Origin of the sequence: Caulobacter soli (assembly GCF_011045195.1) — a bacterium.
Taxonomy (GTDB): Bacteria; Pseudomonadota; Alphaproteobacteria; order Caulobacterales; family Caulobacteraceae; genus Caulobacter; species Caulobacter soli.
In genome coordinates this window covers 2,990,775-3,007,937 of record NZ_CP049199.1, presented here as the reverse complement: position 1 = coordinate 3,007,937, position 17,163 = coordinate 2,990,775, and the positions used below count along the sequence as shown (strand labels likewise).

The 17,163-nt window shown below is 66.6% G+C and carries 16 protein-coding genes and 4 tRNA genes; 13 read left to right on the top strand and 7 right to left on the bottom strand.

Annotation, left to right across the window (positions count from 1 at the left end):
• Window positions 1–164: 164 nt before the first annotated feature.
• The 8 genes from recJ to G3M62_RS13820 all read left to right on the top strand — a co-directional run bounded on the left by recJ (window position 165) and on the right by G3M62_RS13820 (window position 4,245).
• Window positions 165–1,979 (top strand): single-stranded-DNA-specific exonuclease RecJ, encoded by a 1,815-nt coding sequence (recJ, locus tag G3M62_RS13855; protein WP_165187929.1) that lies wholly within the window; start codon window positions 165–167, stop codon window positions 1,977–1,979.
• Window positions 1,980–2,048: 69 nt separating this feature from the next.
• A tRNA-Glu gene (locus G3M62_RS13850) sits at window positions 2,049–2,123 on the top strand.
• A gap of 55 nt (window positions 2,124–2,178) precedes the next feature.
• Window positions 2,179–2,253, top strand: a tRNA-Glu gene (locus G3M62_RS13845).
• Window positions 2,254–2,425: 172 nt separating this feature from the next.
• Complete coding sequence (cspD, locus tag G3M62_RS13840; RefSeq protein ID WP_165187927.1) at window positions 2,426–3,028, top strand: stationary phase survival cold shock domain protein CspD; 603 nt, start codon at window positions 2,426–2,428, stop codon at window positions 3,026–3,028.
• A 102-nt stretch (window positions 3,029–3,130) separates the two neighbouring features.
• Window positions 3,131–3,637 (top strand): DUF192 domain-containing protein, encoded by a 507-nt coding sequence (locus tag G3M62_RS13835; RefSeq protein ID WP_165187925.1) that lies wholly within the window; start codon window positions 3,131–3,133, stop codon window positions 3,635–3,637.
• A 60-nt stretch (window positions 3,638–3,697) separates the two neighbouring features.
• A tRNA-Pro gene (locus tag G3M62_RS13830) sits at window positions 3,698–3,774 on the top strand.
• A 48-nt stretch (window positions 3,775–3,822) separates the two neighbouring features.
• A complete protein-coding gene (locus tag G3M62_RS13825) occupies window positions 3,823–4,128 on the top strand; it encodes an ETC complex I subunit (protein WP_165187923.1) in 306 nt (101 codons plus the stop codon).
• 40 nt (window positions 4,129–4,168) lie between these two features.
• Window positions 4,169–4,245, top strand: a tRNA-Arg gene (locus tag G3M62_RS13820).
• Window positions 4,246–4,751: 506 nt separating this feature from the next.
• Here G3M62_RS13820 and G3M62_RS13815 read toward each other — a convergent pair.
• From G3M62_RS13815 to G3M62_RS13805, 3 genes are all read right to left on the bottom strand, one after another.
• On the bottom strand, window positions 4,752–6,896 hold the full coding sequence (locus tag G3M62_RS13815) for a catalase (protein ID WP_165187921.1): 2,145 nt from the start codon (window positions 6,894–6,896) through the stop codon (window positions 4,752–4,754).
• Window positions 6,897–6,949: 53 nt separating this feature from the next.
• Window positions 6,950–7,489, bottom strand: a complete 540-nt coding sequence (locus G3M62_RS13810; RefSeq protein ID WP_165187919.1) for a hemerythrin domain-containing protein — start codon at window positions 7,487–7,489, stop codon at window positions 6,950–6,952.
• Between the two features lie 273 nt (window positions 7,490–7,762).
• The gene (locus tag G3M62_RS13805) at window positions 7,763–9,016 is read right to left on the bottom strand and encodes a dicarboxylate/amino acid:cation symporter (RefSeq protein ID WP_246263273.1); all 1,254 of its coding nucleotides are present in this window, start codon (window positions 9,014–9,016) and stop codon (window positions 7,763–7,765) included.
• A 272-nt stretch (window positions 9,017–9,288) separates the two neighbouring features.
• On the opposite strand from G3M62_RS13805, the gene G3M62_RS13800 reads away from it, so the two are divergent.
• From G3M62_RS13800 to G3M62_RS13785, 4 genes are all read left to right on the top strand, one after another.
• Entirely contained in the window at window positions 9,289–9,876 is a 588-nt protein-coding gene (locus G3M62_RS13800; RefSeq protein ID WP_165187915.1) for an SRPBCC family protein, read from the top strand.
• 33 nt (window positions 9,877–9,909) lie between these two features.
• Complete coding sequence (locus tag G3M62_RS13795; protein ID WP_165187913.1) at window positions 9,910–11,100, top strand: zinc-dependent alcohol dehydrogenase; 1,191 nt, start codon at window positions 9,910–9,912, stop codon at window positions 11,098–11,100.
• Complete coding sequence (locus G3M62_RS13790) at window positions 11,100–11,888, top strand: SDR family NAD(P)-dependent oxidoreductase (RefSeq protein ID WP_165187911.1); 789 nt, start codon at window positions 11,100–11,102, stop codon at window positions 11,886–11,888. The genes G3M62_RS13795 and G3M62_RS13790 overlap by 1 nt, the downstream gene beginning before the upstream one ends.
• A gap of 191 nt (window positions 11,889–12,079) precedes the next feature.
• Window positions 12,080–13,072, top strand: a complete 993-nt coding sequence (locus G3M62_RS13785; RefSeq protein ID WP_165187909.1) for a sensor histidine kinase — start codon at window positions 12,080–12,082, stop codon at window positions 13,070–13,072.
• A gap of 35 nt (window positions 13,073–13,107) precedes the next feature.
• On the opposite strand, the gene G3M62_RS13780 is transcribed toward G3M62_RS13785, so the two are convergent.
• Window positions 13,108–13,329 (bottom strand): DUF6894 family protein, encoded by a 222-nt coding sequence (locus G3M62_RS13780; protein WP_165187907.1) that lies wholly within the window; start codon window positions 13,327–13,329, stop codon window positions 13,108–13,110.
• A 156-nt stretch (window positions 13,330–13,485) separates the two neighbouring features.
• Entirely contained in the window at window positions 13,486–14,253 is a 768-nt protein-coding gene (locus G3M62_RS13775; RefSeq protein WP_165187905.1) for a Crp/Fnr family transcriptional regulator, read from the bottom strand.
• A gap of 216 nt (window positions 14,254–14,469) precedes the next feature.
• Between G3M62_RS13775 and G3M62_RS13770 the strand changes: the two genes are divergently transcribed.
• Window positions 14,470–15,204: a Crp/Fnr family transcriptional regulator gene (locus G3M62_RS13770; protein ID WP_165187903.1), complete on the top strand. Its 735-nt coding sequence runs from the start codon at window positions 14,470–14,472 to the stop codon at window positions 15,202–15,204.
• A gap of 8 nt (window positions 15,205–15,212) precedes the next feature.
• On the opposite strand, the gene G3M62_RS13765 is transcribed toward G3M62_RS13770, so the two are convergent.
• Together G3M62_RS13765 and G3M62_RS13760 are read right to left on the bottom strand one after the other, a co-directional pair.
• The gene (locus G3M62_RS13765) at window positions 15,213–15,863 is read right to left on the bottom strand and encodes a DUF6766 family protein (RefSeq protein WP_165187901.1); all 651 of its coding nucleotides are present in this window, start codon (window positions 15,861–15,863) and stop codon (window positions 15,213–15,215) included.
• A 2-nt stretch (window positions 15,864–15,865) separates the two neighbouring features.
• Window positions 15,866–17,050: an alpha/beta fold hydrolase gene (locus tag G3M62_RS13760; protein ID WP_165187900.1), complete on the bottom strand. Its 1,185-nt coding sequence runs from the start codon at window positions 17,048–17,050 to the stop codon at window positions 15,866–15,868.
• Window positions 17,051–17,163: the final 113 nt, after the last annotated feature.

Genomic DNA, 17,163 nt, shown 5'->3' with positions numbered 1-17,163 from the left:
AAAATTTGCTTGTCGCATGCGTCCGCTTCTGACGCATCGGCGCCCTATCTTCCACTCTCGCGCCGCCCGTGGAGCGAATCCGGCAAAGGGCGTAGGCTCGGGAGATGACCACGACAGCCAAGCTTCGCGTTTCCGGCCGTTTTTCCGCTAGGAAGGGCTGAGCCATGGCCGATGGGCACAGCCTCCTCGCTGCGGGCAATTTCCTGGACGTTTCGCGCTCGATCAGCGGTCGGGCCTGGCGTGAGCGTCCGGGCGACGCGGCGACGGCGCGCAGCCACCAGCAGCTCCACGGCCTGTCCGAGCCCCTGGCCCGAGCCCTGGCGTCGCGTGGCGTGGGCGTCGACCAGGCCGAGCACTATCTGCGCCCGACCCTGAAGGCGCTGTTCCCCGATCCCTCCAGCTTCACTGACATGGACCGGGCCGCCGAGATCCTGATCGATGCGCTGGAAAGCGGCCGCTCGACCATGGTGTTCGCCGACTACGACGTCGACGGCGCGACCAGCGCCGCCCAGCTGGTGCGCTGGTTCCGCTACATGGGCGTCGAGCTGCCGATCTACATCCCCGACCGCCTGACCGAAGGCTACGGCCCCAGCCCGGCGGCCTTCAAGACCATCCGCGACACCGGGGCCGACCTCGTCGTCACCCTGGACTGCGGCGCGGCGGCCTATGACGCCATCGCCAGCGCCGCCACCATCGGCCTCGAAGTGGTGGTGATCGACCACCACCTGATGCGCGAGGACCCGCCGGCCGCCGCCGCCGTGGTCAATCCCAACCGTCCGGGCTGCCAGAGCGGGCAAGGGGTCTTGGCCGCCGCCGGGGTGACCTTCGTGCTGCTGGCCGCCCTGAACCGCGAGGCCCGCAAGCGCGGCCTGTTCACCGACGAGCGTCCGCAGCCCGACCTGCGCCAGTGGCTGGACCTGGTGGCCATGGGCGAGGTCTGCGACGTCACCCAGCTGGTCGGCTTCAACCGCGCCCTGACGACCCTAGGCCTGCGCACCATGTCCAGCTGGGGCAATCCGGGCCTCAAGGCCCTGTTCGAGGTCGGCAAGGGCTCGGGTCCCGCCTCGGTGTTCCACGCCGGCTTTATTCTCGGCCCACGCATCAACGCCGGCGGCCGGATCGGTCGCTCGGATCTCGGCGCGCGCCTGCTGTCCACGGACGATCCCGAGGAAGCCCGCATGCTGGCCGAGGAGCTCGACAGCCTCAACACCGAGCGCAAGGCGGTCGAGGCCGCCGTGGTCGAGGAGGCCGCCGCCGTCCTGGAGCGGGGCAGCAACTTCAATCCCGACGCGCCCGTGATCGTGGTGGCCGGGGAGGGTTGGCATCCCGGGGTGATCGGCATCGTCGCCGGCCGCCTGCGCGAGCGCTATCGCAAGCCGGTGGTGGTGATCGGCATCGACCGCGCCGCCAATGTCGGCAAGGGCTCGGGCCGCTCGCAGCCGGGCGTCAATCTGGGCGCGGCGATCCAGGCGGCCTTCGAGGCGGGTCTGTTGATGGCCGGCGGCGGCCACGCCATGGCCGCGGGCCTGTCGATCCGCCCCGACTCGATCCCCGAGTTCCGCGCCTTCCTGGAAGAGCGCCTGGCCGGCGAGATGGAGGCCGTCGGCGTCGAGGGGGTCGATATCGACGCCCTGGTCCAGCCGCGCGCCGCCAACCGCGCCCTGTGGAGCGAGTTCCAGCAACTGGCCCCGTTCGGTCCCGGCAATCCCGAGCCGATGTTCGCCCTGGCCGGCGTGCGCCCCGAACGGATGATGGCCATGAAGGGCGGCCACGTGCGCGTCGACTTGGTCGGCCCCTCGGGCGACCGAATCAAGGCGATCTCCTGGCGCTCCGCCGAGACCCCTCTGGGCGAGCGCTTGCTGTCGGGCGGCGGCGCCCTGCACGTCGTGGGTCGTCTGAAACCGGATGATTATATGGGCCGGGAAGGGGTTCAGCTGGAGATCGAGGACGTCGCCGACCCCCGCATGCGCATGACTTGAAAAAACTGCTCTTCGTCGCTTGCGCCCCCGGGGGAAGCTTTGTATATCGCCTGCTCTTCGCGGCCACGTGGTCCCTTCGTCTATCGGTTAGGACGCCAGATTTTCATTCTGGAGAGAGGGGTTCGACTCCCCTAGGGACTACCACCGCGAAGCCTACTTAGACTTTACATGCGAATACCCGCCTAATGCAGGCGACCGTGGTCCCTTCGTCTATCGGTTAGGACGCCAGATTTTCATTCTGGAGAGAGGGGTTCGACTCCCCTAGGGACTACCACCCACCACGGCCACCCAGGATTATTTCGGTCTAGACACCGCGACGAAATGTCGCGGAGGTCGGAACATGGCCTTTCTGTGTCAATTGGTTATTGACGGCTCTCCTCCCGCGAGAACAGTGTTATTCTGTGGTGCTCGCCCCCTGGGCTGTCTGGGCGAGCCAGAGGGGCGGAATGTCTGGTTTCGATTTCGAGGACTCGGGATCGCATGAGGAATTCGTGCGTATCAGCGGTCGTGTGAAGTGGTTTGATACGGGCAAGGGGTACGGCTTCATCGTCCCCGACGATCCGGGCCAGACGGGCCTGAAGGACGTGCTGCTGCACGTCACGTCTCTACGTAACTGTGGTCGCGAGACGGCGCTGGAAGGCTCGGTCATCGTCTGCGACGTGGTCAAGCGTCCCAAGGGTTGGCAGGTGTCGGAGGTCGTCGACCTGGACGAAAGCGCGGCCAGCGCGCCGATGGAGCGGCCCAAGCGGTCGTTCGGCGACGGCGGCATGGGTCTGCGTCGCGATCATTTCCGGTCGGGCGTCGACAGCGGTCGCCAGACGCTCGAGGCGGTGGGGCCGGCCGAGCGGGCCAAGGTCAAGTGGTTCAATCGCACCAAGGGCTACGGCTTCGTCGTTCGCGACGGCCAGCCGGGCGACATCTTCGTGCACATCGAGACTCTGCGTCGGGGCGGTCTGGAAGACCTGCAGCCGGGCGACGACGTGATGGTGCGCTTCGCCGAGGGGCCCAAGGGCCTGGTGGTGGCCGAGATCACGCCGGGCGACGACTAGCCCCAAGGCTCCCCAAAAAGACCGGCTTTCGCCTTCGACGCCCGACGTCGTAGGGTCGACCCGCCATGCGACGTGGCGGACGATGAGGCTTGTGTGCTCTTGATGACGACGATCGGACGGCGCGCCCTGGCGCTGATCGCCCTGGTTCTGGTTTCCGGATCGCTGGCGGCCGCGCCCGCCCAGGCCTGGCAGGCCAGGCCGAAGCCGGCGGCCGCCGCGCCCTCGGCCAGGCTCGACACGGTCGAGATCCTCACGATGCGCGGCCGGGTCAAGTTCACGGTCGAACTGGCGATCACCAAGGCCGAGCAGGAGCGAGGCCTGATGTTCCGCAAGTCGCTGGCCCCCGACCGCGGCATGCTGTTCCCCTACAACCCGCCCAGGCCGGCGGCCTTCTGGATGAAGAACACCCTGATCCCGCTCGACATCCTCTACATCGCGCCCGACGGCCGGGTGCTGTCGATCGCCCGCAACGCCGTGCCGCACGACGAGACGCCGCTGCCTTCGGGCGGGGTCATTGGCGGCGTGTTGGAGATCCCCGGCGGGCGCGCGGCCGAACTGGGCATCCTGCCGGGCGACCGGGTGCTCAATAAAATCTTCCCGAAGGGCTGAAGGGCGCCCGTTCCGTTTGCTCCCGGCGACGAAGCCCTGTAGAGCACCCGCTCGGTGTTTCGGAGCGTAGCGCAGCCTGGTAGCGCATCTGGTTTGGGACCAGAGGGTCGCAGGTTCAAATCCTGCCGCTCCGACCACCTAGACCCCCTTCATCTAGGGGCGACGATCGACCTGGAGAGGCTTTCATGCTCGCGCGCATCTACCGCCCCGCCAAGACCGCCATGCAGTCCGGCAAGGCCAAGACCAAGGATTGGGTGCTGGAGTTCGAACCGGCCTCGGCCAGACGCCCCGATCCGCTGATGGGCTGGACCCAGTCGAGCGACATGAACGGTCAGGTGCGCCTGAACTTCGAGACCCGCGACGAGGCCGTGGCCTACGCCCAGCGTCACGAGATCTCGTTCCAGCTGTTCGAGCCCAAGACGCCCAAGCGGATCATCAAGGCCTACGCCGACAACTTCGCCGCCGGCCGCCGCCAGCCCTGGACGCACTAGGCTTTCCGCCTAAAGTTTCCCCAAGGTTCCCTCGGGATCCGCGCCCTTAGCTCAGTTGGATAGAGCACTCGCCTTCTAAGCGAGCGGTCGCTGGTTCGAATCCAGCAGGGCGCGCCATTGGCTTTCTGGTGGATGTTATTTAGTAAAATCAACCTCTTGCAAGGCATCATGGATTGACGCCTTTTGCGGGCTTTTAGGTCGTGATCTATAAGATATTGATTTCTATAATGATTTAATTTCTCTATCTAGCATGGTGGAGCCGTCTAGGGGGACGTGCCGCGGCTTGCGGATTATACGCTACGCATGGACTGGCGGCCGCTCCTGACTTTCTCCGACCTTGGGAAGGTCCGCTTCCTGGAAGCCGAGGCGAGGTGACCAGCGCGATATCGGCGACGGGAAAATCTGACTCATGGCTGAACTTCGGAAGGTCCGCTTGCTGGAGGTCAGGTTGGCGCGCTGGTGAACCCGCCGACCTGGCGCTTCTCTGACCTTGGGAAAGTCAGCCTTTGGGTGGATGGCTGATGGAGGCTTATCGCTAAGCAACAAAGCTTCAAAAGGCGTCTCCGACCGCCCGTGCGCCAAGGCAGCGCTTGGGCGGCCGGAGTTTTACTCAGCGCTCCGGTTCAGAAAACCTTGCGCACGAGCGGTTCGCGCGCCCAGATCCTGCCGGCCTGCGCCGCCGCTATGAAGTCGTCGATCGACGCCTTGGGCAGGTTGATCAAGCCGGCATCGGCGTCCGGATTGGCGTCCGAGAGCCCGCCCTTGACGAACAGCGGGGCGGCCGACGGCAGGTAGGCGATGACTTTCAGGTGGCCGAAGGCGTCACGCACGAAGTTGACCGCCGTGGCTTCCAGCGCCAGGGCGGCGCCGCCCTCGTCGGAAGGCAGCAGCACGACGGCGTCGAACAGCACGGAGGGCCCCCCGTCGACGCGGAAGTCGGCCGCGAGCAACTCACCGCCCGCCGTGACCACGCCGGTGATCGTCGGCGCGATGATGGCCAGCTTGGCGCCGGCCGCCGTCACCGCCTCGCGGAGCTGCGCTAGCAAGGCGTCGTCCACGCCGTCGGTCACCAGGCAACCGACTTTGCGGCCGATCAGGCCCGGCGCGGCCTTGGCGAGGATGCTGAGGGCGGGCGACAGCTCCATCTCGACGGCCGGGACCGAAGGCGGCGCGGGCGTGATCTCGCCGCGTCGGCCAAGGCCCGTCGCGACGCGCAAGGCCAGGGTTTCGTCGATGTTGGTGAGGCGTGACAGCATCGCCTCGCGAACCGCGGCCACCTCGCAGCGGCTCAGTTCGAATATCAGGGCCGCGACGATGTGATCCCGCTCCGGTTCCGTCTGGCTGAAGAAGAACATCCGGGCCTGGGTGTAGTGATCGGCAAAGGTCTCGGGCCGCAGGCGAAGCTGTTCGCCCGTCTCGACGCTCGGGAAGGTGTGATAGCCGGTTTCCAAGGACTCCCGCGCCACGTCCGCGCCCAGGTTGGAAGGCTCGTAATTCACCTGACCCTTGGGCACGTTCATCTGCATGTGGCCGTCGCGTTGCAGGTTATGGAACGGGCACTTTGGCTGGTTGATCGGGATCTGGTGGAAGTTGGGCGAGCCCAGGCGCTTGAGCTGAGTGTCTTGGTACGAGAACAGCCGGCCCTGCAGCAGCGGGTCGTTGGTAAAGTCGATGCCGGGCACCACGTGCGACGTGCAGTAGGCGACCTGCTCGGTCTCGGCGAAGAAGTTGTCGGGGTTGCGATCCAGGACCATGCGGCCGACCACCCGTAGCGGGATGACCTCTTCGGGAATGACCTTGGTCGCGTCGAGCACGTCGAAGGGCAGGGCGTCGGCCTGGTCCTGGGTGAAGGTCTGCAGGCAGAACTCCCACTCGGGGAAGTCGCCGGTGTCGATCGCTTCCCACAGGTCGCGACGGTGGAAATCGGGATCGGCGCCGTTGATCTTGACCGCTTCATCCCAGACCACGGACTGGGCGTTGAGCTTCGGGCGCCAGTGGAACTTCACAAAGGTCGACTCGCCCGCGGCGTTGACCAGCCGGAACGTGTGGACGCCGAACCCTTCCATCATCCGATAGGAGCGGGGGATGGTGCGGTCCGACATGATCCACATGATCATGTGCATGCTCTCGGGCGTCAGCGAGATGTAGTCCCAGAAGGTGTCGTGCGCGGTCTGGGCCTGCGGGAACTCCCGGTCGGGATCGGGCTTGGCCGCGTGGATCAGGTCGGGGAACTTGATGGCGTCCTGGATGAAGAATACCGGGATGTTGTTACCGACGAGATCGAAATTGCCTTGTTGGGTGTAGAACTTGACCGCGAAGCCGCGAACGTCGCGGGCCAAGTCGGACGAGCCCTTGTTGCCGGCCACGGTCGAAAAGCGGGTGAAGACGGGGATGCGTTCGCCGACCCGTTGCAGGAAGTCGGCGCTGGTGACGTCGGCGGCCGAGTCCAGGCATTCGAAGAAGCCGTGCGCGGCCGAGCCGCGGGCGTGGACCACGCGCTCGGGAATGCGCTCATGATCGAAGTGCATGATCTTTTCGCGCAGGATGAAGTCCTGCAGCAGCACCGGTCCACGCGCGCCCGCCTTCAGCGAGTTCTGGTTATCGGCGATAGGCACGCCTTGATTGGTGGTCAGCTGGGCGGCCGGCTCGCCGGCCTGCTGGTGCAGTTCGCCGCCCGGGGCGACCAGGGTTTCGCCGAGCGCGCCGCTGCGGGCCTGGTCCTTGTTCACGGGTGTCTTGGAAGGAGTCTTCGAGGGGCTCTTGGCCATGGGGTGTCCTTCGAGCGCCAGGCTCGATGCAGAGGAAATTGGGGGAAGCGGCGTCAGGCCACTATCGGCGGGACGGCTAGAAGGCTCATCAGCTCAGCCTTGCGGGCCGCGAGCTTGGCGCCCAGGGCTTGCAGGTCGATCTTGGTTTCGCGCACCTCGGGGAAGAGCTCTTCCTCCTCCTCCTTGACGTGGTGGCGAACCTGCTCGCCCAGCACCTTGATCTTGGCGTCGTAGAGCGGCTGGCCAGGCGCGCCGGCCTCGATCTGCGCGATCAGGGTCCTAGCGCCCATGTGCTCGACGATGGCTTCGTCGATCAGGTCGCCGTCGCCGGTTTCCTCGCGGGCCGGCGGATAGAAGAATTCCTCTTCGATCTGGGCATGCACCTTCAGCGCCAGGCAGATCTGGTTGGCCAACGTCTTCTTGGCCGCGTCGTCGGTGAGGGTCTCGTACTGGTCGAAATAGTCGTCCACCTCGCGGTGATCGGCGATGAGCAGCGAGATCGCGTCCAGCCCGCCGGCCTTGGGCGCCGCCGCGGCCTTGGTCGCCGCGCGCGTCGAAGTTTTCCTGGCTTTGGTCTTAGCCGTGGTGGCCATGGGAGAAGTTCCGATTGGGGTGAGGCCTCTCCAACCGGTCGCCTCCGCGCCTGTTCCGAATTCATTCCGATGCGCGGCGCCGTTTTGCGCTCAACGACCGAGCTCGAGGCTTGAGATCTGGCCGGGGAGGGTCAGTTTCCCGTCAGTTGGGCGATCTGGCCGCCCATATTGGCCTTCATCGAGAGGTGTAGCGGTCCCAAGCAAATTTCGGCGACGAGCCAGGCGCGCCATCAAATGATGCGGTCGCGGCGAGCTCACGGGACGCCTTACAGTTCACCGGGCGGGCTCGGCGCACTCGTTTTCGTCGCCGATGGCTGCTGCGCCGTCGCGAGGACGGCCGACGATGCGAGCCACGGCCAGATCCGTGGTGACGTTCCCGAGCGTCCGGAAGACGTCGGGGATCGTCTCGACCGCCAGGAGGACGGGCAAGGCGTCTAGAGGAACGCCCATGGCGAGGCAGACCGGGCCGACGGTCGCGAAGAACGAGACCTGGGCCGGAAGGCCGACGGCCGCAAGACTGACGGCCGCCGCGACCAGGACGCCGATCATCAGGGTGGCCGGCGACAGCACGACGCCGTGGAGGTGGGCCAGATAGACGGCCACGGCGATGTTGGCCGCCGCGCTCGCCGCCCGGAAGATCGACACCGAGAGCGGCAGAACGACCTCGGCGGCGCCGGGCGATGTCCTCAAGGCGCCGGTCGCGGTGATCATGGCCGGGAGACAGGCCAGCGAAGATTGCGTGCCGAGGGCGACGACCTGAACGGGAAGGGCGGCCTTGGCGAAGGCGAGGGGAGAGATCCGCCCAATGAGCGCTGACAGGGCATAGGCTGAAAGGGTGACGGCCAGGCAGGCGGCGGCGACGACCAGGACGTAGTGAACGAGCGTTCCCGCCGCGCCCAGGCCCATCTTGGCGCCGACGCCGAAACCCAGCGCCATGACACCGATCGGGCCGGCAAGCAGCACCCAGTGGACGATGAGCAGCATCGTCGCCACCACGGCTTCGAAGAAGGTTGTCAGCAACGCGCGCAGATGGGCCTCGATCCGACTGGCCGCGAAACCGAAGAACAGCGCAAAGACCACCAGCGGCGCCATGCTCATCTCGGCGGCGGCCTTGACGGGATTGGCGGGGATGATGCCGCTGAACCAGGCTCCGGTCGCGGCCAGGACCGGCGGACCCGAGTTCGGCGCGCGCAGGGCCAGGCTGCCGGCGGGGATCGGCGTCCAGGCCAAAATCGTGGTCGTCAGCACCGCGCTGAGCGCACAGGCGGCGACCAGCAGGATGACGAACCAGAGCATCGCTCGAGCCGCCACGCCGCCGGCCTTGGCGCTGGAGGTCGCCGAGCCGACGCCCGTGACCAGCAGGCCGAACACGAGGGGCACGACCGTCATCGTCAAGGCGTCGAGCCACAGCTGTCCGACCGGCGCGGCGATGGCGGATAACAAGTCGAGCGCCGACGATGACCGACCGCTCAGCGCCGCGCCCGCCAGCAGACCCACCGCCAGTCCCAGCAGAATGCGCGTGGACAAGGTGTTCCATCGCTTGGCGGTCGAACCTGGTGTCGGCGGGGTCATCGTCTTGCCCTTGGTGAGCAACGCAAACGGCGCGGCGGGACAATGGCTCCGTGGAGGGCTGCGCGTCAGGAAGACCGTGGGCGCGAGCGGTCGGCGAACGAACTTCATGGGCCACAAGCTTCGCCGCGATGGTCGCCTTACTGGCCGCCGCGCGCCGCAAGTCTTTCTCGTCGCGGCAGGAACACCTGTCCCTGCGAGCGGTTGTCAGCGGACAGGAGAACCACCCCATGTCCGACGAGACCATCGCCCGCGCGCTGGAAAGCGACGCGCCGCTGACCGCCGCCGTCCACCAGCGCGACGTCGCCCACGTGGTCGCCGAGGAGCACGGCTGGCACGAAGCCGCCCTGGTCGGCCGCACCGTCACGATCAACCGGCCGCGCGCCGAGCTCTACGCCTTCTGGCGCGACTTCCGGAACCTGGCCCTGTTCATGGAGAACGTCGAAAGCGTCACCCCTGGCGAGGGCGGCCGCTCGCACTGGGTGGTCAAGGCCCCGGCCGGCAAGACAGTCGAGTGGGACAGCATTCTCACCGAGGAAGTCGAGAACGACACCCTGGCCTGGGAATCCGCCGAAGGCGCCGACATCAAGAACGCCGGCCGGATCGAGTTTCGCGACGCGCCTCCGGGACGCGGCACGGAAGTCACCGCCACCATCGTCTACGAGCCGCCCGGCGGCGACCTCGGCAAGCTGATCGCCAAGCTCTTCCAGAAGGAGCCGAAGATCCAGGCTCGCCGTGAGCTTCGCCGCTTCAAGCAGCTGATGGAAACCGGCGAGATCTCCACCACCAAGTCCCCCGAAGCCGCGCCGCAAGGCTGAGCCGAACCCTCATTTGATAAGACGGAGACGCCTATGCGCGCCCTGACCTGGCACGGCAAACACGATGTCCGCATGGACACCGTGCCCGACCCGAAGATCATCAATCCCCGCGACGCGATCATCAAGATCACCTCGACCGCCATCTGCGGCTCGGACCTGCACCTCTACGACAGCATGATCCCCTCGATGGAACGGGGCGACATCCTGGGCCACGAGTTCATGGGCGAGGTCGTCGAGACCGGTCCGGGCTCGACCCTGCAGAAGGGGCAGCGGGTGGTCGTTCCTTTCGTGATCGCCTGCGGCAAGTGCTTCCACTGCGAGAAGCAGCAGTTCTCCGGCTGCGAGAACTCCAATCCGGCCGAGACCCAGGACCTGGGCGAGATCGCCTACGGCACGGCCATGACGGGGCTGTTCGGCTATTCGCACATGACCGGCGGCTATGCCGGCGGCCAGGCCGAGTATGTCCGCGTGCCCTATAGCGACGTCGGCCCGATCGTCATTCCCGACGGGCTGGAGGACGACAAGGTTCTGTTCCTGTCCGACATCCTGCCCACCGGCTGGATGGCGGCCGAGAACTGTCAGATCGAGCCGGGCGACACCGTGGCGGTCTGGGGCTGCGGTCCCGTGGGCCTGTTCGCGATCCAGAGCGCCCTGATCATGGGTGCGCACAAGGTCATCGCCATTGACCACCATCCTCACCGTCTGGACCTGGCCAAGGGGATGGGCGCCCAGGTGATCAACTATCATGAGGTCAAGGTGCGCGAGGCCCTGATGGCCATGACCGGTGGCATCGGTCCCGACGCCTGCATCGACGCGGTTGGAATGGAGAGCCACGGCTTCTCGATCGACAACGTGCTCGACGCGGTCAAGGTCGCCACGCGCCTGGGCACCGACCGCCCCCACGTGCTGCGCGAGGTGATGATGGCCTGCCGATCCGGCGGCCGGATCTCGGTGCCCGGCGTCTATGGCGGGATGGGAGACAAGATGCCGATCGGCGCGATGATGGAGAAGGGCCTGCAGATCAAGACTGGCCAAACCCATGTCCACAAGTACCTGCGGCCTCTGCTCGACCTGATCGGAGAGGGCGTGATCGACACGACCTTCCTGATCAGCCACCGCTTGCCGCTCGAGAGCGCCCCGGACGGCTACAAGATGTTCAAGGAAGACCAGAACGAGGTGACCAAGGTCGTCCTCAAGCCTGACTGGCAGAAGGAAGCCGCCTGATGATCGAGGACCTCCGCCCCCTGGCCGTAGTCACAGGCGCTTCGTCCGGCATCGGTTATGAACTGGCCCGGCTCGCCGCTGGGGACGGCTATGACCTGATCATCGCGGCCGATGCGATGTCGATCGCCGAGGCCCAGGTCGGTCTCGAACAGCTCGGGACCCGCGTCGAGGCGCTGCAGGTCGATCTGTCGACCACCGACGGCGTCGACAAGCTGTTGGCGCTGATCGGGGATCGGCCCGTCGACGCCCTGATGGCCAACGCTGGCCGGGGCCTGGGTCACGCCTTCCTCGACCAAGACTGGGACGAGGCCCGGTTCGTGGTCGACACCAATGTCACCGGCACGATCTATCTGCTGCACAAGCTGGGCCGGGCCATGCGCGAGCGTGACCGGGGGAAGATCCTGATCACCGGCTCGATCGCCGGCCTGATGCCGGGCGCGTTCCAGGCGGTTTACAACGGCACCAAGGCCTTCCTCGACAGTTTCTCGTTCGCGCTGCGCAACGAGCTGAAGGACACCAACGTCACCGTCAGCTGCCTGATGCCCGGCCCGACCGACACCGAGTTCTTCGAACGCGCCGACATGCTCGACACCAAGGTCGGCGCCGATCCGAAGAAGGCCGATCCCGCCGACGTGGCCAAGATCGGCTATCGGGCCATGCTGAAAGGCGAGGGCGATGTCGTGGCCGGCTTCAAGAACAAGCTGCAGGCGGCAGTGGCGGCGGTGACGCCGCAGAGCGTGCTCGCCGAACAGCATCGCAAGATGGCCGAGCCGGGATCGGGCGCCTGATCCATGCGCCCGCCAGCCTCTCGTCGCGACGATCTCGCGGGAACCGCGCGCGTGGGTCGAGTAGCTGACAGCGCGCTCAATCAACGTGCTATACAGGCGGTTGATCAACGTTGGCCGCGTGTGGGCTATCGATAGACGCGCTTGTCATGACGTGGCCTGCTCGGCTCAACCCTCTTCGCAGGCGCCGAAACATGTCGAACTCGACGCCTGCCCATTGGGACGAGAAGCGCCTGCGCTCCGCCGTCAAGGCGGCGGGAGTCGCGCTCTGGTCCTGGAACGTCGACACCGACCAGCTTGATCTCGACGATCAGGCGTTCGAACTCTGGGACCTTCCCCCGAGCGACGAGGTCTGCTTCGAGGATCTTTCCAGCCGCATCCACCCGTCGGATCGGGACCGCGTCCGCGCGGCCTTCGCTACGACCAGGGCGATTGTCGGGGCGTACGATCTGGACTTTCGGATTCTGGTCGGTGACGCCGTCCGTTGGATCTCGGCGCGGGGCACGGGCGTCGAGCGCAACGCCGTGGATCGCGTCGTCCTTGGAGTCTTCCTGGACATCACCGGCCGCAAGCAGGCCGAGGAGGGCCACGAACTGCTGGCTGGCGAGATGAGTCATCGGGTGAAGAACCTGTTGAACATCGCCACGGGCCTCACCGCGATCACGGCTCGGTCAGCGACCACCCCAGCCCAGATGGCCGAAGAGCTGATGGAGCGCCTGACCGCCTTGGGCCGCGCCCACGACTTGGTTCGTCCGATCCCGGGGAAGCAAGGCAAGGCGGCCCTGCTTGGGGATCTCGTGACCGTCCTCCTTGCGCCTCACGACGACCTCGGCGCGTTCAAGGGGCGTATCAGGGTGTCAGTCCCTCGCATGGGCGTCGGTAACAACGGGGCGACGGCCTTGGCGCTTGTCCTCCACGAATTAGCCACCAACTCGATGAAGTACGGCGCACTGTCGGATCCTGCAGGTTCCCTGGATGTCTCTTGCGGCGCCTCTGGCGATGACCTTGTCATCATCTGGACCGAACGCGGCGGTCCGCGCGTGACGCCGCCTTCCGCCGAGGGCTTCGGAAGCTCGTTGATCGCGCGATCCATGTCTCGCCAGCTTGGCGGCTCGCTCGACTACGCCTGGGATCCGGATGGTCTCATTGTCACGGTGACGGTGAAGGCCAACCGTCTTGCGACCTAGGCCGAATGTCGAGGACGGCGTTACCGCCGGGACGGTCAGGCCCGGCCCGAAGCCGCGCCCTCCCAGATCCTCCGCCCCCCATCGTCTCTGACGATGATGCGCAAGATCACGGTGGCGGAGGCGGAGAGAGCGCGGTCGCGCAGGATTTCCGACAACAAAAGCAGAGCTTGGCGTGCGGCGGCGGCGTCATCGACGGCTTCGACGACTTCGAGCGTCGGCTGGACCTCGCCCGAAATATCGAAGTGGTAGGTCTTCATCGCGACGCCTCGCGCGGTCTGATCCGCCCCTGATCAAGGTCCGCCACACGGCGCCGTTCCGAGCGCGTCGCCGATAGACGGCTCAATCGCTTTCTTTCAAGGACGGTTCAGGCCCTGACCGGTCGCGCTTGCGATCAATTGATTGGACCCCGCGCATTAATCTTCCCCCTGAAGACTTTGCGGCTGGCGGGCCGCGGTGATCAGCGCCCGTTCGGCGGGGTCCTGCTGGGGGGCCAGTCGTCCGGCGTCGAAGCCCCCCAGCGCCGTGAGGCCGTCCCAGTCGTCGATCTCCAGCACTCCGTTGCGCAGTGTGGCCAAGCCATCGTCGCGCAAGCCGCGCAGCACGCGATGGATATGGACGACCGACAAGCCCAGGGCGTCGGCGATGTCGCCCTGCACCGCCGGGAAGTCGCAGCGACCGTCCCGCGCCAACTGCAATGCCTGCTGCCGCCAATAGACTTCGCACAAAAGATTGGCCGTCCTGGCGGCCGCCGAGCGACGCCCCAGGCCAACCATCCAGTTGCGCTGCCATTGGGCCTCGGTCAGGACGGCGCGGCACAGAGCCGACAGGAGGTTCGGGTGGGCGCGCACCATGGTCCGCAGCTCATGGGGCGTGGTGCTGCGCACTTCGCACGGTCCCAGAGCCTGGACCTCGTGATCGGCGCCGACGAACAGTCCCGCCAGGTCGATAAGGTCACCCGGCGTGGCCACGCCGAAGATCTGGCGCCCGCCGTCGGCCAAGACCTGTTGCTTCACCGCCAGGCCGCGCGCCAGCAGGCGCAATTGCGATCGCTCACCGGCGGCCAGGATGGCTTGGCCCGCTTCGAAACGCTCGACCGTCTGGGAGCACGACATCAGACTATCGCGAACACTGTCGCGCAAGGGACCGAACCGGTCGAGGCTGGCGATCAGCAGGCGACTCATACCGGCCCCTTCCCGGCGGACGGCCATTGAACCCTGACTGTTCCGCCGCGTTCGGTAGATCTGGTCGACACAACCGCCTCCGTGATCGGCGCACCCTAGGAGGCGCGGCGGAGGCGGGCGTTGATCTAGGTTAGTTCGACCTATCATTTGATGTGCGATCGATCGGCCGACCATTCGGCCTTGACCCAGAGGGGGGACGCAGCGTCCCTGAGCGCCATGTCCTCATCACCGACGATCACGCCCCTGGTTCACAAGCTGGCGCGTCGCGACGCTCTCTCGAGCGCTGAGCGCGACGCGCTCGCGACGCTGCTCGGGCCTGAACGGCATGTGCCGGCCGGAGGGCTACTGGTCGAGCCGGGGGATCGCCCCAGCTTCAGCACCCTTCTGATCAGCGGCTTCTGCGCCCGTTACAGCCTGACCGTGGATGGCGGCCGGCAATTGACCGAGGTCAACGTTCCCGGCGACTTCATCGACCTTCATAGCTTGCTGATGCGCCAGATGGATCACGGCGTGGTGGCGCTTGGCGACTGCGTCGTCGCGCCCGCCCCCCATGCCGACCTGCGCCGGTTGACCGAAAACCATCCGCACCTGACGCGCTTGCTGTGGCTCGAGACCGTGGTCGACGGCGCGATCCATCGCCAATGGCTGGTGACCATGGGCCAACAGAACGCGGCCAGCCGACTGGCTCATCTGGCCTGCGAACTCTATTGCCGGCTGGAAGGCGCGGGACTGGCCCGGGATCATCAGTTCAGCAACCCGATGACCCAGGCCGATCTCGGCGACGTGCTGGGCCTGACGCCCGTGCACGTCAATCGCGTCCTGGCCGACCTGCGCCAGCAGGGGCTGCTGGAATGGAAGTCGGGCGTGGTCACCATTCCCGACTGGGACAGCCTGGTGAAGCTGGGACAGTTCGATCCGGCCTATCTGCGCTTGCAGAGCGACCCGGTCTGAGCCGGCGGCTAGGCGCCGGTCTGGCTGTCGGGCGCGGCGACAGGCTTGGACTCCGGCGAATTCCTCTGTCGCAGGACGATCGACAGCACGACCAGGGCGGCGGTCGATAGGAACTCGCTCTGCCAGTTCTGGAAGGACTCGAACCACAACTGCGGATCGCCGAGATAGGCCAGGGTGGACGCCCCGGCCTGGCCATGCTCGGCGGCCTCCTGGGCCGCGGCCTTGGCGCTGAACGTCCAATGCAGGACGAACGAGGCCAGGAACAGCAGGCCCAGGGCGATGCCCAGTGAATGAGCGTAGAGCCAACCGGCCGCGCCGCCGACCCGCGCCAGGCGAGGAGCCTTGGAATCCTGGCTGGGAAGGCGATCACGCTCGGGCGCGTCGGGATCCTTCGACTCCGACGAGCCGCGCTGGATCAGGAAGGCGGTCAGCACGACATAAACCGCCATCTGCAGGAACTCGCTCTCCCAGTTTTCGAACACCGTCGAGATGAACATCGGGTCTGAGAGATAGGCCCAGGGGCCGATGACGGCCTGGCCATGGCGCTGCAGGTCCTCGACGGCCACGCGCCAGCCCGTCAGCCACTGGCCGACAAAGCTGGCGGCGAACATCACCATCAGGACGATGGTGAGGCCGTTGTTCTTGAGCCATCGGGTCATGATCACGCTCCGGCCAGGAGGCCGCCGTCGTCCATCGTCTCCACGCCGGACGCGGCCGGCCACGGGCGGCTCCACACGGTCTGGCAGAAGGCCTCGATCTGCGCGAGGTAGGCCTCATGCCGCTCAAGAAAGCCCATGTGATTGGCCTCGGCGACGACGGACAACTGGCCGCCCGGCGTGGCTCGCGAAAGAACTTGGCTCGCCGTCTTCAAGGTGACGATGTCCTGGTCGCCGGCCAGGATCAGGGTGGGGGTCGTCAAGGCTTGCAACGCGCCGTCGGCGTCCCAGTCGAACATCGCCAGGTTGCCGCGCGCCAGCACGGCGGGCGGGTTGCGGGTGGCCAGGAGTGTGGTGTGCTCAAGCTGGCTGCGCGTCACGTGCTTGGCGAAGCCCAGGCGGTTGGCCAGATGGACCGAACCGCTCAGATAACCTTGCCACGCCGAGAGCCACACTAGGGGCTGAAACAGGATGGCGAGCCGCAGGACGGGTTCGAGGACGGGCCAGCGCAGGGCTTGGGCCAGCGGGGCTAGAGCCATGGTCTTGAGGGGATTTGTGAAAGTGGTGTTGACCAGCACCACGCCGGCCATCTGTTGGGTCGAGGCGGGATGGTCGCGCACCAGGGTCTGGATGGTCATGCCGCCGATGCTGTGGCCGATCAGAACGGCGGGTGTTCCGGCGAAGGCCATGACCGCCTGCAGGTCGCGCGCGAAGTGGGACAGGTCCACCGCCCCCTTCGCGGCGTGAGAGCGCCCCAGTCCGGCCAAGTCCCAGACGATGACTCGGTAGCGTGTCGACAGCGCGCGGCGGAGATAGAACCAGATGGTGCCGTCCAGGCCCCAGCCGTGGGTCAGGATCACGGTCGGCCCGTCGGCGGGGCCATGGACCTCCACATAGAGCCGTGAGCCCGTCGGGCTGTCGAGGAACTGGCCGTCGCCGCGCTCGGGGCGGGTGGGGTCGGTATCGCGATGGGTCAGCAGCGGCATGACCGCCAGGCGGCCCAGGAAGGACCAGGCCAACAGGCCGACGCCCAGCCATAGCCGCCAGTCGTCACGGACATGGACGGCCCGGCCCGCGGCGTCGAGCATCCAATGCCCATCGTACCAGGACCACAGCGCGTAGCCGCCCGCCGCCAGGATACCGAGGGACAGCAGCGACAGCGCGATCCGCGCGAGGATGATCAGGGGCATTGCAGGCTTTCGGGAAACACGCGTTTTGCGTGCGACCCTAACCGCTGGCCCCCATGGCTGTTCCGCTCGGGCAAGCGGTGGCCGGAGGGAACGCGGGAGCGAGCTTGGGCTTA